Annotated in this window: 20 protein-coding genes; 9 read left to right on the top strand and 11 right to left on the bottom strand. The window is 33.3% G+C overall.

The features are described from left to right. Nucleotide 1 precedes the first annotated feature (1 nt). From Q0845_RS04250 to prs, 4 genes are all read right to left on the bottom strand, one after another. Complete coding sequence (locus Q0845_RS04250) at nucleotides 2–868, bottom strand: MBL fold metallo-hydrolase (protein ID WP_298509625.1); 867 nt, start codon at nucleotides 866–868, stop codon at nucleotides 2–4. Between the two features lie 313 nt (nucleotides 869–1,181). Beyond that, complete coding sequence (locus Q0845_RS04245; RefSeq protein WP_298509623.1) at nucleotides 1,182–1,742, bottom strand: NADAR family protein; 561 nt, start codon at nucleotides 1,740–1,742, stop codon at nucleotides 1,182–1,184. Between the two features lie 72 nt (nucleotides 1,743–1,814). Continuing rightward, a complete protein-coding gene (locus tag Q0845_RS04240) occupies nucleotides 1,815–2,759 on the bottom strand; it encodes an ADP-ribosylglycohydrolase family protein (protein ID WP_298509620.1) in 945 nt (314 codons plus the stop codon). A gap of 95 nt (nucleotides 2,760–2,854) precedes the next feature. After that, nucleotides 2,855–3,670, bottom strand: a complete 816-nt coding sequence (gene prs, locus Q0845_RS04235) for a ribose-phosphate diphosphokinase (protein ID WP_298509617.1) — start codon at nucleotides 3,668–3,670, stop codon at nucleotides 2,855–2,857. A 161-nt stretch (nucleotides 3,671–3,831) separates the two neighbouring features. On the opposite strand from prs, the gene Q0845_RS04230 reads away from it, so the two are divergent. Then, a complete protein-coding gene (locus Q0845_RS04230) occupies nucleotides 3,832–4,833 on the top strand; it encodes a hypothetical protein (RefSeq protein ID WP_298509614.1) in 1,002 nt (333 codons plus the stop codon). A gap of 161 nt (nucleotides 4,834–4,994) precedes the next feature. Here Q0845_RS04230 and Q0845_RS04225 read toward each other — a convergent pair whose 3' ends face one another. Next, nucleotides 4,995–5,669 (bottom strand): NUDIX domain-containing protein, encoded by a 675-nt coding sequence (locus Q0845_RS04225; RefSeq protein ID WP_298509917.1) that lies wholly within the window; start codon nucleotides 5,667–5,669, stop codon nucleotides 4,995–4,997. Nucleotides 5,670–5,985: 316 nt separating this feature from the next. On the opposite strand from Q0845_RS04225, the gene Q0845_RS04220 reads away from it, so the two are divergent. From Q0845_RS04220 to gwsS, 6 genes are all read left to right on the top strand, one after another. Further along, entirely contained in the window at nucleotides 5,986–7,662 is a 1,677-nt protein-coding gene (locus tag Q0845_RS04220) for a helix-turn-helix domain-containing protein (protein ID WP_298509611.1), read from the top strand. 99 nt (nucleotides 7,663–7,761) lie between these two features. Next, on the top strand, nucleotides 7,762–8,040 hold the full coding sequence (locus Q0845_RS04215; RefSeq protein WP_298509609.1) for a hypothetical protein: 279 nt from the start codon (nucleotides 7,762–7,764) through the stop codon (nucleotides 8,038–8,040). 358 nt (nucleotides 8,041–8,398) lie between these two features. Continuing rightward, nucleotides 8,399–8,599, top strand: coding sequence for a hypothetical protein (locus Q0845_RS04210; RefSeq protein ID WP_298509606.1), 201 nt, complete (start codon nucleotides 8,399–8,401; stop codon nucleotides 8,597–8,599). 76 nt (nucleotides 8,600–8,675) lie between these two features. Next, on the top strand, nucleotides 8,676–9,671 hold the full coding sequence (gene gwsG, locus Q0845_RS04205; RefSeq protein WP_298509602.1) for a grasp-with-spasm system ATP-grasp peptide maturase: 996 nt from the start codon (nucleotides 8,676–8,678) through the stop codon (nucleotides 9,669–9,671). Next, nucleotides 9,647–9,853: a hypothetical protein gene (locus Q0845_RS04200; RefSeq protein ID WP_298509599.1), complete on the top strand. Its 207-nt coding sequence runs from the start codon at nucleotides 9,647–9,649 to the stop codon at nucleotides 9,851–9,853. The genes gwsG and Q0845_RS04200 overlap by 25 nt, the downstream gene beginning before the upstream one ends. Next, complete coding sequence (gene gwsS / locus Q0845_RS04195) at nucleotides 9,846–10,859, top strand: grasp-with-spasm system SPASM domain peptide maturase (protein ID WP_298509596.1); 1,014 nt, start codon at nucleotides 9,846–9,848, stop codon at nucleotides 10,857–10,859. Before Q0845_RS04200 ends, gwsS begins: the two co-directional genes overlap by 8 nt. Before the next feature lie 9 nt (nucleotides 10,860–10,868). Here the strand turns inward: gwsS and Q0845_RS04190 are convergent, their stop codons facing one another. The 6 genes from Q0845_RS04190 to Q0845_RS04165 form a co-directional block, all read right to left on the bottom strand. Next, nucleotides 10,869–11,123, bottom strand: coding sequence for a hypothetical protein (locus Q0845_RS04190; RefSeq protein ID WP_298509593.1), 255 nt, complete (start codon nucleotides 11,121–11,123; stop codon nucleotides 10,869–10,871). 38 nt (nucleotides 11,124–11,161) lie between these two features. Then, on the bottom strand, nucleotides 11,162–12,298 hold the full coding sequence (locus tag Q0845_RS04185; protein WP_298509590.1) for an ATP-binding protein: 1,137 nt from the start codon (nucleotides 12,296–12,298) through the stop codon (nucleotides 11,162–11,164). Further along, nucleotides 12,295–12,924 carry a hypothetical protein gene (locus Q0845_RS04180; RefSeq protein ID WP_298509587.1) on the bottom strand — a complete coding sequence of 210 codons (630 nt, stop codon included), beginning with the start codon at nucleotides 12,922–12,924 and terminating at the stop codon, nucleotides 12,295–12,297. The genes Q0845_RS04185 and Q0845_RS04180 overlap by 4 nt, the downstream gene beginning before the upstream one ends. Then, complete coding sequence (locus tag Q0845_RS04175; RefSeq protein ID WP_298509584.1) at nucleotides 12,925–13,677, bottom strand: SDR family NAD(P)-dependent oxidoreductase; 753 nt, start codon at nucleotides 13,675–13,677, stop codon at nucleotides 12,925–12,927. An 87-nt stretch (nucleotides 13,678–13,764) separates the two neighbouring features. After that, nucleotides 13,765–14,634 (bottom strand): aldo/keto reductase family oxidoreductase, encoded by an 870-nt coding sequence (locus tag Q0845_RS04170; RefSeq protein ID WP_298509581.1) that lies wholly within the window; start codon nucleotides 14,632–14,634, stop codon nucleotides 13,765–13,767. A 219-nt stretch (nucleotides 14,635–14,853) separates the two neighbouring features. Continuing rightward, nucleotides 14,854–16,689 (bottom strand): sodium:solute symporter family protein, encoded by a 1,836-nt coding sequence (locus tag Q0845_RS04165; RefSeq protein ID WP_298509578.1) that lies wholly within the window; start codon nucleotides 16,687–16,689, stop codon nucleotides 14,854–14,856. Between the two features lie 237 nt (nucleotides 16,690–16,926). Here Q0845_RS04165 and Q0845_RS04160 point away from each other — a divergent pair, with 237 nt between their 5' ends. Next, nucleotides 16,927–17,922 carry a MoxR family ATPase gene (locus tag Q0845_RS04160; RefSeq protein WP_298509575.1) on the top strand — a complete coding sequence of 332 codons (996 nt, stop codon included), beginning with the start codon at nucleotides 16,927–16,929 and terminating at the stop codon, nucleotides 17,920–17,922. Nucleotides 17,923–18,052: 130 nt separating this feature from the next. Beyond that, on the top strand, nucleotides 18,053–18,919 hold the full coding sequence (locus Q0845_RS04155; protein WP_298509572.1) for a DUF58 domain-containing protein: 867 nt from the start codon (nucleotides 18,053–18,055) through the stop codon (nucleotides 18,917–18,919). The last annotated feature ends 10 nt before the right edge of the window (nucleotides 18,920–18,929 follow it).

Here is an 18,929-nt window from a genome sequence, read left to right as displayed (position 1 = left end):
TTTAATTGATTGGCTCTCGCGCCAAAATATTTTTAACAGCTTTTCCAACAGGAATCCGATGTACGGGAATTTTGATGTTGTACTGCTGTATGTGTTTTTTTATTTCGTTGTCTATTTCATGTTGATCGTATCGTGATGAAAAATGTCCTAAGATCAGTTTGTCTATCTTGATATTTGCAACCATTTCAAATACTGCATCTAAGGAACTGTGTTTGTTTTTAAATGCTTTTGTATTTGTTTCTTCCTTTGTCAAGAATGTCGCTTCATGAATAAGAATTTCACTGTTGTGATAACGTTCATAATCTTCAATGGGCGTATCTCCTGAGTACGAAAGTATGTTTCGTTTGATTTCATTGGTTAGGAACTGATCTCCATGTTGTTTTTTGATCTGGATCAATTCGTCTTTGTGTAAATTCACAAATTCCGATTTGAGTTTTCGTTTGGTTTCATATACTTTGAAACTGAGACTTTTCAATAAGCCAGGTTGTACTACATGACCGTTTTCAATTGCTTCTACTTGCATTGAATTTTTGACAGAAATAATGGAACAGTCTTCTATAGCTTGCCAATTTGTTCCTTTGTTATGCGGATCAAATTTGGTAAAGAAATCGTTTAGAAACGGAAATGAACCTGAGTCTTTCGGATAGTAAATCGTAGGTTTTAATCCAGCAAATAATTGATTGAATTGTAATAAACCTGTCAAATGATCTCTGTCGGCATGTGAGATAAACGCGTGTTTTATCTTTCCTGCTTTTCCTAATAAATTTGAGCAAACACCATCGCCTGCATCAAATAAAATTCCTAATTCTTCTATATAATACCATGTTGCATATAATGCAGTTGAGTATCCGTGTATGGTGAGTTTCATTTTGTCTTTTTTAATAATTTTTCAACTACAGTGTTTCAAACTTTAGTTTTAATAACGTTCATTTTTTCTTGATAAAAAACGAACCAAAAAATCAAGTCTGCGTATAGGAAATTGCTTTGCACCATTCATCAGCTAAGCTACATGCTTGAAGCTACGCTTCGCAATTCCGCTTGCTAATTCATTATTTCTGAACACAGACGTTAGCATTCCCAATAACCTTCTAAAAAAATATTATACTGATAGTATTCATCTTAAGTTTTGTTTTCTTTCTATTTACGACGAATACGCGAATTTTTCATCTCAATTCTAGAGGCTATATTCCAGCATCTTTTTTCAATTGATCTCGAACTTCCATCAAGGCAAAACCTAATAAATTTTGTCCTCTCCAAAGATTCGGATTATTTGCTTTTTCATTGTTTTCGCTCATTCCAATGCCCCAAATTCGGTCTCTTGGACTAGCTTCTACTAAAACTCTGTTTTTGGTGTTTAATAGAAATTGTTTTAACTGTTCATGTTGTGAAAATTTATGATAATTTCCTTGAACGACAATGTTAAACTTGTGTTCATCCCAAATAACAGGATCAAAGTTTTTGACTTGTCTTCCTAGTTTTTTAGCATCATGCGGATGATTTACGAGTAGAATTTTTTGTCTACTTGCTTCATCATTAAATAATGTTGCTTTTTCAGCCATCATCCAATGTTCGGCAGTTTTGTAAACTTCGTTGTTTACGGTAAATTCAACTTCCCACCATTGACTAAAACAGCTTTTGGTGACACTTCCATCTTTGGAAGGTTGATGTCCCCAAAAGAATAAATATTTTAATCGTTTTTTAGAATTAAACTGAGTTTGTATATGTTGTAATGTATGTTTCATTTTTTCTAAAATTTTAAATGCCAAATGTTGAATTTTAAATTATTTTTTAATTTAAACTCTAGCATCTTTGTTTTATGGTAAGCTTTCATGGAAACGATCAATTAGGTTGTGAATGTCTTCATAACGTGCTAATTGAAATTTCCAAGTTTCTGGAATGGCATCAAATCCATAATAGATTCCTGCTAATCCGCCAGCAATTGCGGCAGTTGTATCTGTGTCTTCTCCTAAGTTGACGGCTTTTAAAACGCAATCTTCATAAGAATCTGTTGTTAAAAAACACCATAAAGAAGCTTCTAAGGAATTGACAACATAACCACTTCCGCGAATACGTTCTGGATCTCTTTTGAAAATATCTTCTTTTAAAACTTCATGATAAAACCCAAGTTCTTTTTCATTGAAATCTTGTGTTTTTACAAAATCATTTATAAGTTTTTTTACTTCAGCATACGCTTTCAATTTTTCTGTTCCATTTAGTAATAGTAAACCGTATTCTACATAAATAAAACAAGCCAAAACGGACCTAAAGTGTGCATGCGTCATAGAAGATACTTCTTTTATAATTTGGTAACGTTCTTCAATATTTTCTTCACCTTTTAAGAAATATATCAATGGTAAAATTCGCATCAACGAGCCATTTCCATTATCATATTCGTCCATACCACCACAAATTTCTGGTGTATGTCCTTGTTCCAATCTGTAAATAGCTTGTCGCGTTGTAATTCCGATATCAAAAACACTTCCATGTGGCGACCAATATGCGCGATCGAACCAAGCGACAAATTTTCGTGCAATTACTTTGGTGTTATATCCAGAAAGTAACCCTTCCATTAAACAAAACGTGAGCGAACTATCATCTGACCAAGTTCCTAAAGGTTGATTGTGTGTTCCGTGACCAATCATGTCTGTGGCTGGAAATCGTTCCATGCGCTGTTTGCTTAAAAACTCATACGGAACGCCCAAAGCATCACCTGTGGCAACTCCAAATATTCCTCCTTGTAAGCGTTCTAATAAGTTCATAATTTTTTCTTTTTTGTTGATTCGTTTGTTTGTTAATCTGGCTGTTTATTGTTCATAACTCATAACTCATAACTCATAACTCATAACTCAACACTCTATAACTTTATCTGTACTACTTGTGTTGATTCCACATCTCTAAATGAATTCGTGGTAAATATGGTTTTATATATACTTTCTAATGCTTCAAATCCTTTGTTAAAAATTCCGTGACTTACAATTAAATGTACATCTCCCACATTTTTTTCTTGCAATGCTTTTCCTAATCCTAAAAAGGTGCCGCCACCATCGCAAATATCATCGACAACAACTCCAGTTTTGCCTTTTAAATCATCTGAATACACTGTGAATCCAGATAAAGCGCCTGTTTTTACATCTCGTTTTTTTGAACATTCTATCACTTCAATTCCTCCTAAATATGCTGACAGTTTGTATATCTTTTTCAACGCGCCGCCATCGGGAGAAATTAATACGATTTCTTCTTTAATGGTTTGCAAACATTGTTTTACATATTCATGATTGTCAATGACTTCTACATTGTTTACTAACGCTGGTGTGACTTCCGAATGCGGATCGAAAACACTGACTTTTTCATAGTTTTGACTGTTAATGATGTCTGCATATATTTTGACACTTAGTGCTTCTCCTGGAATCATGACACGATCTTGACGCGCTGCTGGAAAATACGGAATGAACAAGCTAATTTCTTTTACATTCATTCTTCGTAATGCATCCGTTGCCACTAGAATCATTCCCAAATCATTGAAAGAAGTAATGCGTTGTGTAATCGTTACAGCGTCATTAATTGCTTCTTTGATTTTGATATGTGGTTCGCCTCCAGAAAATGTAAACATTTCAAAATCAATAGATGTTCCCAAAGGAGTAAAGTCTGAATCTAAGTGTAAATACTTCATATTAGCGTTATTTGTACGCAAATATAAAATGCTTTTTTTGTTCTGCAAATTATTTTGTGTATTTTTTACATTAATTTAATTTTTATTGAGGAATTTAGTAACTGAAAATATTAAAAAAATGCTTCGTTTTTCGTATCTTATAGTCTTTGAAAAATATAAAAATGAGTGAAGAAAAAAAGTATTGCGAAGAGAGTATTCGGCCAATACAAGAGCCAATAGAACATGTACGAAGGAGACCTGCAATGTTTATTGGTCGTGTAGATGAAATCGGTAATTTGAGAATTATTTCATTTTTATTTGAATGTTTAAAACCTCATTCAGATTGGTTTAGCGCAAGTTTTACGTATCTGAAAAATGACACATTTCAATTGGTGTTTGATAGTGTTTTAAATTTTGAGTTGACTCCTAAAAATGTAAATTCAGTAGGTTATGAAATGTATATATTACCAGCTTTGTCTGAAACATGCAGTATTCAATCCAATGGAAAGAAGTTGGTGTATGAGCAAGGAATCTTAATTGCTGCGGATGAAGTGGAAAAAACAGTGGAATTGAGTATTACATTTAGGTTTGATACTGCAATTTTACGGAGTCAAAAATTACCTGAATATTTACTATTGAACTTTTTTAAACGCTATTCTTTTTTATATCCTGAAAAAGAAATTCATGTATTTGAAGACGAAAAGAGTATTGCTAGTTTTTCATCAAACGGAATGCAAGATTGGTTTGATACGCAAAGTTTTGATGCAGCACTTTTAATGAAGCCTTTTCAAATTTCTATTGAAGATACTGCGCTTGATTTGAAAGCTGAAATTATGTTTTCTATACATAATGGAAAAGAAAAATTTTCTACGATTACATTGCCAAGAACTGATTTTGTCAGAGAAAATGGATCGCATGCTACAGGTTTTAAGAAAGGTTTGAAGAATGCTGTTCGCGAAATTCTTGGAGAAACTACACATACGTTTGAACTTACCGAATATAGAAATTTGATAGGTGTTTTTAAGTTGTCATATCCTGATATAAGATTCCACGGACCTACACGTGATGAAGTTGGTTGCGAAGAATTGGTAGGAATATTTGAGAAAGGAACGCAAGAAACATTGTTAGCAGATAGTAGTTTTAGAAACACCATTTTAGAATTATTTGGCGCGAAAGGTTGTTGATTTCGAGTGAAAGATGGTATTTCGACTTTGCTCAATGTGCAAATGAAACTGGAGTTTGCGTGAAGGATAGAGGCATTGTTGGAGCTCTTTTTGAGATTCCTGCCTGCGCAGGAATGACAAGAAAGCGACTGCCGATAGCCTGACCGTTTACGGGCACGCCCTTATTTTATATCAAACAAGAAACCTTCTTTTTGTAACTTGAAGTATTGCTTTTTGTTGAATTTGAACAAATTCGCAGGTCGTCCGCGTCCTTCGGAAACTTTTTCGTCCAATTCTTCCAAAATTTCAAAGCTTAAAATCTTTTTACGGAAGTTTCTACGATCAATTTTTTTCTCCAAAATGGTCATGTATAACTTTTCTAAATCAGAGAATAAAAATTTGGTAGATAATAAGTCAAAACCAATAGGTTCGTAGGTTAACTTACTGCGGAGACGTGCTTTTGCTTTTTCTAGAATTACATGATGATCAAAAGCCAATTCGGGCAATTCATTGATAGGAAACCAGGCAACATCTTGTGCATCAGTGTCTGCTTTAATTTCGTGATGAGAAGGTTTTACCAAAGCAAAATACGCCACAGAAATCACGCGATTTCTTGGGTCACGACCTGGTTTTCCAAAGGAATATAGTTGCTCCAAATAATCAATAGTAACGTTGGTTTCTTCCTGCAATTCACGTTCTACGGCAGTTTCTAAGCTTTCATGCTCTAATACCAATCCGCCAGGCAATGCCCATGAACCTTGAAATGGCGGCACTTTTCTTTCAATCAAAAGTACGTTCAATTGATGGTCTTTATATCCAAATACGACAGCATCTACAGCTACACGAATGTTTTGCATCATGTAGCAAAAATACAAATTACCGTGAATTCGCTATAGCTTATTTGTAAAAGCCTTTTTAACTTTTTAAAAAACTAGAGAAACTCAGATTGATTGAGCAATGATATAAAGCTATTTTAATTGATAAGAATTAAAATATTTTATCGTTCACTTAAAATAAAATATAGAGGTTTTAGTTTGTCTTAACAATATCTATGGTTATAACTATGAATAACTTTTTATTTTTAACCGAAAGTGAATAGAAGCTTATTCCGATGAAATACTATTTCTAAATCATAGTAGTAACATCATTGAATGATATTTTAAAAAATCGCCTATGAAACAAATAATACTGTTATTATTCTACGTTTTTTTGAGTCACGCAAGTGCGCAGACTAATGTTTCAAGTGATGAATCGTTTGATGAGTTGTTACAGTCGTATTCTAAATTTATATATAAAGATGCTTCAAAAGCATTAACGTACGCACTTAAAGCAAAAGGAATAGCTGTAGTGAATGCAAATAATGAACAATTAGCACAAGTGTTTTATTATATTTCTAAATGTCATTATAGACTCGATGAAAACAACATTGCTCTAAAAAATATTGAGTCAGCGATATCAAAAACGATACTTTTAAAAGACACTAAACTTCTATATGAATGTTTTAGTTTAAAGGGAGATATTCTTTCAGAGCTAGGAGAAGACTCTAAAGCACTCATTGCCTATCTAAAAGCGAAAGAATACGCTAAAGATTTCGGAGATATTCTGCACGAAGTACATCTACTATCTAGTATTGCTTACATAAAAAAAATACATAAAGACTTTGAAGAAGCAATTCAGAACTATAAAAACATATTACAGTTATTAAATACGTTAGAAGCTGATAAAAATGCAGATTATTACAGGCTTATTGCATTAATGAATATTGCTGATATATACTTATGGAAAGAAAACCCAGATGAAGCGGCATTATATAACAATGCAGGATTAAAGAAATGTGAAAAAACAAAAAAATGGGCATATTATCCTTTATTGCTGAATAAAGCAATTATCCATTATCAAAGAGAGCAATACAATCAATGTACTGTATTGGCAAAAAAAATTAGAGATTATGCCTTAAAAGATCAGGAGGAAAAATTATATATAACTTCTTTATTTTACCTTGGGAAAGGGACATACCAACTGAAAAAATACCAAGAATCCATACATTATTTAGAAAAGGCATTAGAAATAACAAGTAGTTCTGATAATGTAAATATTAATGAAAAAGAATTCCACGAATTTTTAGCATTAGGATATAACAAAATTGGAAACTCTGAAAAAACATCGTTTCATTTTGAAAAATATTCGCTTTTAGAAAAAAAACAAAGTTTAGAAGATTTAAAAATTAATAATGAAACCCATGAGTTATTAGATGTTGTTCCTTTAAAAACAGAAATAAACCAATTGGGAAAGAAGCTAACTAAACAAACAAAAAGTGAAAAGAAGTTAGTTATTCTATTCGTATGCTTGCTTGGTTTATTTATAGGTATTGCAATGTATTATAAAGTAAAAGGGAAATTGATAAGAAAGAAATTTGAAGAACTCTTAAAAAAAGTCTCTCAATTAGAACAGCATAAACCCGTAGCAGTAGTTCACAAAAAAAATAAAGCACCTGATCAAAAGGAAAGAATGCTTTTAGATAAAATTGCTGACTTTGAAAAAGAAGAATATTATTTATCTACAGCGTGTAATTTAGGTTTTATGGCTCAAAAATTAGAAACCAATACTTCTTACTTATCTAAAGTAATCAATACGCATAAAGGAAAATCGTTCTCAAATTATATTACAGAGTTACGAATCAATACAGCTTTAGTTCGATTAAAAAATGATAAAAAACTACATTCCTACACAATTCAAGGTATCGCAGAAGAATTCGGATTCAAACGACAGGAAACATTTGCCAGAGCTTTTAAAACACATACAGGCATAAATCCTTCACAATATTTAAAAAATCTTTCCAAAACCAGTTAATTTATTGATAAATCATAAATTGTCAATGCTATCATTTTGGTTTTTGCTAAATATAATCTTGCTTCACAAAAAGTTTAATACCTAAACAGAAAAACTATTATGAAAAAAAAGAAATTAAAAAAACTGTCTATCCGTAAACATCGTATTTCAAACTTAGCTTTACTTCACAAAATGGTAGGAGGCGCATTAAATCCTAATGCAAATACAGAACCTAGTGGCGGCGTGTCAAATACCCTTGAAGATCCATCAAAGGAATCAGACTGCGCTTCGTGGTGTTTCCTTACCTGTAATACAAATGGAGCTACAACAAGAGCTCAACCTCCATCAGAAAATGAAGAATGTCGTAATTTTCAAACCAATAATATACGTATTCCTTAGTAGCTTTTACGATACATAATATACATGGAAGGTGTTGATATATCATAAATAATCAACACCTTTTTTTTATGCTTAAAAGAAAAATGACTTGCTTTACATCATTGATTTTAAGTCCAAAAATGACGAACAATATGTACTACTGTTGTTAAAATCATGAACTCATTTACTACGGCGTATGTCATATAAATTTTAAATGTATACGAATCTAAAACAGCATTGAAAGCGTGCGACAACACAATCTCAATACAAGTCGAATGGTCGAATTTGTCGGTTCGTTACATCGCAACTTTATAAAATGTATGTACCTAAGGACATTTTATAAAGACGTTTAATCTTAGGAGATATATTCAATAAAATTATGAGCAATTTAAAAGAAGCCTTTGGAAAATTTTCATTAAAAGAAGAGCAAAAATCAGCAATCAACGGAGGAGCAGATGGTCACTGGTGTAGAAGAACTAAGTACACTTCAAATCCTAATGCTTGGATGATTAGAGACGTATACTTGCATAAAGATTCTGGTACAGCAGAACCAGATCAACCACTTGGAGACAGAGGTTAAATCACCGAACTATAGTGTTAAAAAATTCCTTATGACCAACATACATGGTCATAAGGAATTAAAAAAATAAAAAAATATGATTTTAATCTTGTGTGAAAGTAAAGACCTAAGCGTTTCTGAAGTAATCGATTGGATTTCTTTTTTAGGGTATAATTACAAACGAGTGAATACGGATCATTTGATTGATGGCAATTATACTTTGAAGTTAAATAACGATCAGGTTTCGTATCAAAGCAATAGCATCACAGACGATATAAGCATGATATGGTATCGAGGCGGATCAGAAGTTTCATCATACAAATATCCTGTTTTAGAAAAAATAAATGCAGCAAAAAGTAGGATGATTTATAATAGTATGAAGATGGAGAAGAAAATGCTTAAAAAGAGTTTGTATGATAATGTATTGGAAAAAGAATGGTTAAGCAATCCTTTGCAAATTGATAAATTGAATAAAATATCAACCTTACGTTTGGCAAAAGAGTGCGGCGTAGATATACCGAGTTCATTAATCACGAATTCTAAGCAAGAGTTATTAGATTTTTTAAATGAACACAAAGAACTTATTGTGAAGCCAATCTATGAAGCTTACGATTTTAACTTGCATAAGGAGGAAATATATATGGAATATACAAGTTCAATATCCTTGCCTTTTATTCAAAAATTAGAGACAACTTTTTTCCCTTCATTATTTCAAGAGCGACTTCAAAAGGAATTTGAGATACGGTCTTTTTATTTAGATGGAGATTTTTACAGCATGGCTATTTTTTCTCAAAATGATAGTCAAACAGAAGTTGATTTTAGACGATATAATACTGAAAAACCAAATAGATCTGTTCCTTTTAAGCTGCCAGAAAATATAGAAAAAAAGCTCAACAAGCTCATGCGTACAATGGAATTAAAAACAGGTTCCATTGATATTGTTAAAACCAAAGATGGCCGTTACGTTTTTTTAGAAGTAAACCCAATAGGGCAATTTGGAATGGTTTCGGGAATCTGCAATTATAATTTAGAAAAAATCATAGCTACCTATCTAATTAAAAATGAAAAATGGAAGAAACAAGTGAAGAGTTAAAAAGTATTCTTGGTGAGGAAGCGCTAAAAAACTTACCAATAACGATACAGTTAATGAAAAAAATGAAAATGAATGAAGATCCAAATTCCATAATGGCCTTTTTTAACAGTGATTTTCATGGTTCGGACATGCATCATGATGCCGGACAGTATAAACCAATATCAACAATTCACAATGAATAATACACATTCACAATATTTCTTACTATACGCTAGTTGTATTCCCGTAAAAGGCATCTCAAGGAGTTCTATTTACGACATACAAAGAAACTGTTTAAGACTCATTCCTAACTTGATATATGATGTAATTAAAGATGCAGAAAATAGAACAGCAGGAGAACTAAAGAAAAAATATAATAACGAGTATGATAAAGAAATAGATATCTTTTTTGAGGAGTTAATAGAAGATGAACTAGGTTTTTTTACCGATACACCAAAACTATTTCCAAAGCTGAGTTTGGCATGGGAATCATCTTCTCAAATTTCAAACGCTATCATAGAGATTAAAGAGAAATCTGAGCTCAATTATAATTCCATTTTTTCTCAACTAGATGACTTAGGTTGCACTTCTATAGAACTGAGGTTTACAGGCAGTCCTACGATTGATTTTATTGAACATATTTTAACAGCATGCAATCGTAGTAGAATCGTGTCAATTTCTATGATTCTTCCTTATGCTGATCAATTTCAAATAGACAATATCTCTTATTTGTCAAGCAAGAACTTAAGAGTTAACAAAATAATTATTCATTCTGCAAAAGAAAATAAGAAGATCTCCAATAATTATATGGTCGCTAAAATTTATTACACCACTAATCAGCTTCGTAATTCTAGTTGCGGTCAAATTTGTAAAGAAAATCTAATTATCAATAGTGACCTGTTTAGAGAATCTCAAAAATATAACTCATGTCTCAATAAAAAAGTAACGATCACAGAAAATGGAGACATTAAAAACTGTCCTTCTTTTAAAAAGAAATTCAGTAACATAAAGGTCAAAAAACTTAAAGAAGCAATAACTGATGCTAAATTTCAAGAACTATGGCATATTAGAAAAGATGATATCAATATCTGTAAAAGCTGCGAATTTAGATATAGTTGTATGGATTGTAGAGCATATACCCAAGATCCTAAAAATAGATACTCAAAGCCTCTCAAATGCTCTTACGATCCCAAAACAATGTCGTGGTAAAAAGTTTTTTTATCTCAGCGTAGGATTGTTGTCTGTTATTTTGTCCAAAGCTTCTTTTGCTTTCCGATGTCTTTCTTCACTAGACTTTTTATTTGATTTTGGACCAAAGAGAGCAAGCAATTCAAATATATTTTCAAAAAGAAACCATGCCAGACCTATTCCAGCAATCAAAAGTGAAGTTTGTATTTCACCAGTTCGAATAAAAGTATAAACAAAGGCTATAATAGCGACTCCTAAGGCAATATAACTGAAAATCTTTCTCATTTCTCTTATAACAACACCTAATTCATCATAAAAAGAAACTAACTGTATTTAATCTTTCTTAAAATTCGAATAGACGCTTTATAGAGTTCATAAATGTCTTTGTCGTATGATTTTAAAAGTGGTTTTGCTTGAGTTAATTTGTCTTTTGCTTCGTCAAAACCGTTCAAATAACAAATCATATAGGTTGCAGGCAAATTGCGCAAATCGTGATCTTCATTTTCGTTTAATGAAATGTTTTTGATCAATTTATCAAGCAGTGCATTATTCGTATTATAAATATGATGCAATGTTTTTTTGTCGAACTGCGGCGCTTCAAAGATCAAATTGCTGTCCATAATGTACATTCCGTTCGGCTGAAAAGTAATGGTAACCTTTTCTAGCGGATAGTATTTGTATTTGTTTTGCAGTCCAAGCGGTACATATTCTATGATGGTAAATACATCTTCAGTATACGTAATTTCTACCTGATCTAATGCAGAATAAAACAGTTTTACCTGTTCGTTAATGAGTTCAATATCAACGCGCGAATAAAAAATTTTGTCGTCTTGCTTTTGTTTAATTCCTGCCCAACAGACAATAAATTGTTCTTTAAAAACTTGGTAATGTGATTCTAAATTTTTGTGTTCGTTTGTAATAAAGTTAATCACACTATCCAAAGTAAGTTTGATATTATTCTGTGCGCTTTTTTCAATCGTTTTTACGATGTCTGAATTCACATCTTTAATCTCAACATCAAACACTTTTGGCATGGAAATACTGCCATCACGCATAAAAATAGAACCGCCGAAATATTTCCAAATATTCTTTTTGAGCGAAGTGATTTTATCAATGGAGCGAATCGTAACCAAACCGACAACTTTTCCTTTGGGCAAATGCGGAAAATAGATATTTTCATACTGCACCATTGGCGGATTTTGCAGATAAGCATTGACTAAATTCTGAATCTTACTATCATCAAAAAAATCAACACCCACAATCTTATTATCTTCATCTTCTACACCGATAACGATGTACGAATTGTTTTTTGGATTGCTATTAGAGAGCGCACAAATATGTTTTAAGAACTTCGCCTTTCCTTCCTTTTCGCCAATATTAAGTTTACGCTTTTTGTCATAAAAACTATTCTCATCGTTGTGAGCGAGTAAGTTTTTAATCAAAAGGCGTTTATTGATCATAACAATGTGAGTTCTTTTTGAATATTGTTTCTAGCATTTGTTTCCCGTAAATCGTAATACTTTTCGGTGTAATAAATTCGTGGACGTTCTAGAAAATGCTGCAATACTTTCTTTCTTCCTTTTTTATACATGAAATCTGGAAACATAGCGTATTCCTTGCGAATTTTTTGAGTATAATCTTCATACCATTTCCAAGAAGCACCTAAAATTGCCAAATCCCAGTCCAAAAGATAAGCATTATCTTCATTTTGAGTATTTAGGATTTCATGTTTTTTTGTAGAAATGATCAAATTTGCGCAATTTTCTATCTTTTTTGGGTCAATTTGAAGCTTTTTAAGTCGTTTTTGGGCAAATTCAGCACTTTTCAATTCATTGTTGCTTTTGGTGGCATTGTAGATAATATCGTGGTACCAAATGGCTAAATTAAGAGTGTCAGGATCGTCTAAATCATTTTGATCAATGGAAACACATCGTAACATGTTACCAATGTGTGTTAAATTATGATAATATCGTTTTTTGGAAGTATAATTCTTGTGAATTTCTTTCCAAAGTTGATTCAATAACAATTCATCATCGGTATATTTCGATGTTAAATTTAGCCACCATCTATGTAAATCATATTTCATTTACGATTTCTTTACAATAGTACTCGAAGCTTGCGCCGTACACATCATCGTCAAATCGGCAATGTTTACATGTGCAGGTCGTGTTACAATAAAATATGCAGTTTCGGCAACATCTTTTGGAGTCAAAGGTTGAAATCCTTGATACACTTTATCAGCACGATCTGTATCTCCTTTAAAACGAACATCACTAAACTCGGTTTCTACCAATCCAGGATTTATCGCACCAACGCGAATTCCATGTGCATTTAAATCCAAGCGCATTCCTTTATTCAAAGCATCTACGGCATGTTTGCTGGCACAATATACATTTCCGTTTGGATACACTTCTTTTCCAGCTGTAGAACCAATATTTAAAATATGACCTGCATTTCTTTTAACCATTTGCGGAATTATAGCATTGCTTACATACAGCAATCCTTTGACATTAATATCCAACATTGCATCCCAATCGTCCATGCTTCCATTTTGAATTGGATCTAATCCATGCGCGTTTCCAGCATTGTTGATTAAGATATTTATGGTTTGAAAATTTTCAGGCAACGAAGCAACTGCAGCAGCCACTTTTTCCTTGTCTCGAACATCAAAATTTAACGTATGCACTTCCGTATGCGAGCTTAATTCTTCTTTAAGTTCGTCTAAGCGTTCTTGTCTGCGTCCACAAAGGATTAAACGGATATTGTGTTTTGCAAATTCGCGTGCAATCTCGCGTCCAATTCCGCTAGTAGCACCTGTAATAAAAGCTGTTTTTTTCATATTCATTTCCCATGCAAACGGGAATCTTTTTAATTAAACTAAAAATCTCAATATATGCATCTCAGATCTCAATACTCACTATTAAAATCAAGGAACTTTATGTCCTTGACTTTCTACCAATAACATAAACCAATCTTCCAAAGACAAATTAATTTCTGTGGCTTTTGCCGCATTGGTTACACGTTCTGGAGTTGTAGTTCCAATCACAGGATGTACGTTTGAAGGATGTTTTAAAATCCACGCCAATACCAATTGATCTTTGGTAGCATGGTACTTTTCTGTGAGATTATCTAAAACCTTATGAATTCTTGTGGTTTGTTCATTTTCTTCTCTAAACACACTTCCTAACGGTTGCCAAGCCATTGGTAAAATGGAATTGGTAATCATAAAATCAAGTGTTCCATCATGCATGGCGTCGAAATCGGTCAATGAAAATTGAATTTGATTGGCAGTAATATTACTTTTTGTACCCATCATGGTCATTTGCGATGGTGTAAAGTTAGAAACTCCAAAATCTTTGATTTTCCCTTGTGTTTTTACATGATCAATTGCCTTTGCAACTTCATCAGGGTGCATTAACGGACTAGGTCTGTGCAATAACAACAAATCTAAATACTCAGTTTGTAAATTTTTAAGCGAAGTTTCTACAGACCAAATAATATAGTCAGCAGAATAATCGTAATGTTTTATAGTATTTGGACGATTATCTGTTTGATATTGAATACCACATTTGGAAATAATTTCGATGCTTTCGCGATCAATCTTACTTTCGGCAAATGCTTTTCCAAAGTCAGCTTCTGTAGTATAACCACCGTAAATATCTGCGTGATCGAAGGTTGTAATTCCCACATTTTTGCAATGATGCATCAGGTCAACCATTTGTGAAGTAGTGAATTGTTTTCCCCAACTTCCCCAAGTCATGGTACCTGCAATAATTCTTGAATAATTTGAATTCACAGTCTCTAAATATTTACCGTAAAAATACAAATTTGATTGTTCAAAAACGTCAGTTCAAGTGGTTTTTCGAAATGAAGTGGAGAAAAATTGTATGGAGAACAACTGTAAAGTTCGTAGAGATAAAGCATCAAAGAATTCAATAACTACATCAGTCTAACAGGCGAAGTCAATACTAACCATCTAAAAGCGCAGCACGTCTAAAAATCTAACAAGTCTACACTAAAAAACCGATGCGCGAATCTTTTTCCAAAGTCGTGTCAAAATAAATCCTGAAGCAAGAGCAACGGCAGTTAAACTCATGGCCAGAGTTGTTTCTCCATAAATCCAATAACCAGTCGCAAACATAATGCTGTAAATAAAAATCATGGCAACCAACATGGCTAAAATTCCCGAAGGAACATTCCAAGGTTGACGATCAGTTACAATTTCTACATTATCAGCTTCTGCATCTGCAATGGTTTTATTCCAACCAGGTCCGCCAGGTTGAATCTTTTTATAAAAATTAAATAAAGTTTCTTTGGTTTCTGGTTGTGTCATAAAGGTTACAGTTAGCCAAACAGTAGTAGTAATCAAAACAATCAGAGGAAATAACATATATCCTGGCATCCAACCTTCAACAGTTTTACCTGTTATTTGATCTTGATGTGTAAACATGATTTCTCCAACAACCGTCAGCTTAAACAATATTGAGATTACTCCTGAAACTACCATAGCAGAAATTTCACTCCATGCATTAATTCGCCACCAAAACCAACGTAAAATAAAAATTGATCCAGTTCCGGCACCAAATGCAATAATAATTTCAAAAAGTTGATTGGCATTTTGTAAAAACAAGGCAAAAATGGCACTAAATATCATTAAGATCACTGTGGAAATTCGCCCAACATTTACCAATTCTTTTTCAGAAGCATTCTTATTGACTTTGATTTTGTAAAAATCATTTACAATATAAGACGATCCCCAATTTAAATGTGTCGAAATCGTAGACATATATGCTGCAACTAGTGAAGCCAATACCAAACCTAACAATCCGCTAGGCAATTTGGTCAACATCGCAGAATACGCCAAATCATTTCCTAACTTATCTGCTGGAATGTCTGGAAAAGCTGTCTGAATACTTGCAATATCTGGAAAAACGATCAAGGAAGCTAAGGCAACAATAATCCACGGCCAAGGACGCAAAGCATAATGCATAATATTAAAAAAGAAGGTGGCACCAATCGCATGATTTTCATCTTTGGCAGCTAGCATTCGTTGTGCAATATAACCACCACCGCCAGGTTCAGCTCCTGGAAACCAAGAACTCCACCATTGTACAGCGAGCGGAATTATAATTAATGTAATAAGTATTTCAGTATTATTAAAATCGGGAAAAATATTGAGTTTATCCGCTACATTTTCATGCGTAATTAAGTTTTGCAATCCGCCAACTTCGGGAAGATTTACACAATAATACGCAGCCCCAATAGCACCAGCCATAGCCACAAAAAACAATATAAAATCTGTGTAAATTACACCTTTAAATCCGCCAATAGCACTAAAAAGTACCGTAACAGCTCCTGCATATACTACGGTTTCCCAAGGTTGTAATCCTAACATGACACCACCAATTTTGATAGCGGCAAGTGTCACACCAGCCATAGCAAAAATATTGAAAACGACACCTAAATATACCGCACGAAACCATCGTAAAAACTTTGCAGGTTTTCCGCCATAACGCAATTCATAGAATTCAATATCGGTTGCCACATTTGACTTTCGCCACAGTTTTGCATAGACAAAAACAGTCAACAAGCCTGTAATTAAAAAAGCCCACCAAACCCAGTTGGAAGAAACACCTTTTTCTCTAACAATATCGGTTACAAAATTTGGAGTATCGGTCGAAAATGTGGTCGCAACCATAGAAACTCCTAAAATCCACCAAGGCATATTTCGCCCTGATAAAAAATATTCTGTACTATTTTTTCCAGAAGTTTTAGAAACATAAATTCCAATTCCTAAAACAATGGCAAAGAACCCAAAAATGAGGCTATAATCTAATCCTGATAATTCCATAAAATACAATTCAAAAAAAGGCGATACAATTGATGAGATAAGCAACTGCAAGGCTTTGAGTTATCAACACAAAAATAAGATCGTCAGTAATCTTCTATACTTTTGAGTTTTAAAGGCTTCAATATATAAATATCCTAAATATTTTAACCTATTATTAACAGCAATAAACGAATAATTTTGACAATTTGCATTGTTAAAATGTGATTAGTAAATTCACGCCTCAAAAAAAGTACCTAAATGGAAGAGACAATAGATATTAGAGCTATTAACGAAAAAATTGAAAAAGAAAGTGCCTTTATCGATTTGCTTACGATGGAAATCAACAAAGTAATCGTTGGACAAAAGCACATGGTAGAACGTTTGTTAATTGGTTTGCTAGGAAAAGGACATATCCTTTTAGAAGGTGTTCCTGGATTGGCAAAAACATTGGCAATTAATACGTTAAGTAAAGCAGTACAAGGAAGTTTTAGTAGAATTCAGTTTACGCCCGACTTGCTTCCTGCAGATGTTGTAGGAACCCTTATTTACAACATGAAAGAGAATGATTTCTCGATTAAGAAAGGACCAATTTTTGCAAATTTTGTGTTGTCGGATGAGATCAACCGTGCACCAGCAAAAGTGCAGTCAGCGCTGTTAGAAGCCATGCAAGAAAAGCAAGTTACTATTGGTGATGAAACTTTTATTTTAGACAAGCCTTTCTTAGTAATGGCAACGCAAAACCCTGTAGAGCAAGAAGGAACGTATCCGTTACCGGAAGCGCAGGTAGACCGTTTTATGTTGAAAGTGGTGATTGATTATCCAAAAATGGACGAAGAACAACTCATCATGCGTGCCAACTTAAAAGGAAGCTTTGAAACTGTAAATCCAGTCGTGTCTGTAGCACAAATCTTAAAAGCGCAAGAAGCGGTGAAAGATGTTTACATGGACGAAAAAATTGAAAAATACATCTTGGATATCATCTTTGCTACACGTTATCCAGAAAAATATAAATTAGAAGACTTAAAACCATTAATCAGTTTTGGAGCGTCGCCTCGTGGAAGTATCAACCTAGCAAATGCTGCTAAATGTTATGCATTCATCAAACGAAGAGGTTACGTAATCCCAGAAGATGTACGTGCCGTTGTACACGATGTATTGCGTCACAGAATCGGAATTACCTATGAAGCAGAAGCTGAAAACATTACTTCCGAAGAAATCATCAACAAGATTGTAAACGAAATTGAAGTACCATAGGCTAGTAATGAGTTATGAGTGTTGAGTCTTGAGTTATTTCTCAAAGAAAACACTGGTTGCTTAACTGACTAACTTAAAACTGTTTACCGTTCACTGTCTACCAAACACTGAACATTGCATACTGAAAACAATGGATACGAAAGAGTTACTTAAAAAAGTACGAAAAATAGAGATTAAAACGCGCCGACTGAGCGATCATATCTTTGGAGGAGAATATCACTCTACTTTCAAAGGTCGTGGAATGACGTTTAGCGAAGTGCGTCAGTATCAATTTGGCGATGATGTACGAAATATTGATTGGAATGTAACGGCTCGTTACAACGAACCGTATATCAAAGTATTTGAGGAAGAAAGAGAACTCACCATGATGTTAATGGTTGATGTCTCAGGATCTGAACTTTTTGGAACGAATTCACAGTTTAAAAATGAAACGATCACCGAAATTTCAGCAACGCTAGCATTTTCGGCAATGCAAAACAATGATAAAGTCGGACTGATCTTATTTTCAGACGAAATAGAATTGTTCATTCCTCCCAAAAAAGGAAAATCACATGTATTGCGCATCATTCGTGAACTTTTAGAATTTACGCCAAAAAGTACCAAAACAGACGTTTCACAAGCATTGCGATTTTTATCAAGCGTCATGAAGAAAAAAGCAATTGTCTTTATTCTTTCAGATTTTATCGCAGATGAATACGAACAAACCTTAAAAATTGCTGCCAAAAAGCACGATTTAACAGGAATTCGTATTTATGATCAGCGCGAAGAAACCATTCCGAATTTAGGAATCGTACAAATGCTCGACAGTGAAACAGGAGAAACCATGTTGGTCAATACAGGTTCAAAATCAGTAAGAACCAATTACACAAAATATTACAGAGGCAAAGTAAATTACTTCCAAGAATTATTCTCTAGAAGTGGCGCAGGTACTATCAGTGCTAGTGTAGACGAAAGCTATGTAAAAAAACTATTAGGCTATTTTAAAAGAAGAGGCTAAGCGAATTATG

Source organism: uncultured Kordia sp., from assembly GCF_947489565.1.
Lineage (GTDB): Bacteria > Bacteroidota > Bacteroidia > Flavobacteriales > Flavobacteriaceae > Kordia.
Note: the sequence above shows the minus strand (reverse complement) of the source record. Positions and strands in the feature narration are given on the sequence as shown.

Excerpts from the sequence above, each read along its gene's own strand:
- Q0845_RS04250 (WP_298509625.1), bottom strand. The coding sequence starts at position 868 with ATGAAACTCACCATACACGGATACTCAACTGCATTATATGCAACATGG.
- Q0845_RS04245 (WP_298509623.1), bottom strand. The coding sequence starts at position 1,742 with ATGAAACATACATTACAACATATACAAACTCAGTTTAATTCTAAAAAA.
- Q0845_RS04240 (WP_298509620.1), bottom strand. The coding sequence starts at position 2,759 with ATGAACTTATTAGAACGCTTACAAGGAGGAATATTTGGAGTTGCCACA.
- prs (WP_298509617.1), bottom strand. The coding sequence starts at position 3,670 with ATGAAGTATTTACACTTAGATTCAGACTTTACTCCTTTGGGAACATCT.
- Q0845_RS04230 (WP_298509614.1), top strand. The coding sequence starts at position 3,832 with ATGAGTGAAGAAAAAAAGTATTGCGAAGAGAGTATTCGGCCAATACAA.
- Q0845_RS04225 (WP_298509917.1), bottom strand. The coding sequence starts at position 5,669 with ATGCAAAACATTCGTGTAGCTGTAGATGCTGTCGTATTTGGATATAAA.
- Q0845_RS04220 (WP_298509611.1), top strand. The coding sequence starts at position 5,986 with ATGAAACAAATAATACTGTTATTATTCTACGTTTTTTTGAGTCACGCA.
- Q0845_RS04215 (WP_298509609.1), top strand. The coding sequence starts at position 7,762 with ATGAAAAAAAAGAAATTAAAAAAACTGTCTATCCGTAAACATCGTATT.
- Q0845_RS04210 (WP_298509606.1), top strand. The coding sequence starts at position 8,399 with ATGAGCAATTTAAAAGAAGCCTTTGGAAAATTTTCATTAAAAGAAGAG.
- gwsG (WP_298509602.1), top strand. The coding sequence starts at position 8,676 with ATGATTTTAATCTTGTGTGAAAGTAAAGACCTAAGCGTTTCTGAAGTA.
- Q0845_RS04200 (WP_298509599.1), top strand. The coding sequence starts at position 9,647 with ATGGAAGAAACAAGTGAAGAGTTAAAAAGTATTCTTGGTGAGGAAGCG.
- gwsS (WP_298509596.1), top strand. The coding sequence starts at position 9,846 with ATGAATAATACACATTCACAATATTTCTTACTATACGCTAGTTGTATT.
- Q0845_RS04190 (WP_298509593.1), bottom strand. The coding sequence starts at position 11,123 with ATGAGAAAGATTTTCAGTTATATTGCCTTAGGAGTCGCTATTATAGCC.
- Q0845_RS04185 (WP_298509590.1), bottom strand. The coding sequence starts at position 12,298 with ATGATCAATAAACGCCTTTTGATTAAAAACTTACTCGCTCACAACGAT.
- Q0845_RS04180 (WP_298509587.1), bottom strand. The coding sequence starts at position 12,924 with ATGAAATATGATTTACATAGATGGTGGCTAAATTTAACATCGAAATAT.
- Q0845_RS04175 (WP_298509584.1), bottom strand. The coding sequence starts at position 13,677 with ATGAAAAAAACAGCTTTTATTACAGGTGCTACTAGCGGAATTGGACGC.
- Q0845_RS04165 (WP_298509578.1), bottom strand. The coding sequence starts at position 16,689 with ATGGAATTATCAGGATTAGATTATAGCCTCATTTTTGGGTTCTTTGCC.
- Q0845_RS04160 (WP_298509575.1), top strand. The coding sequence starts at position 16,927 with ATGGAAGAGACAATAGATATTAGAGCTATTAACGAAAAAATTGAAAAA.
- Q0845_RS04155 (WP_298509572.1), top strand. The coding sequence starts at position 18,053 with ATGGATACGAAAGAGTTACTTAAAAAAGTACGAAAAATAGAGATTAAA.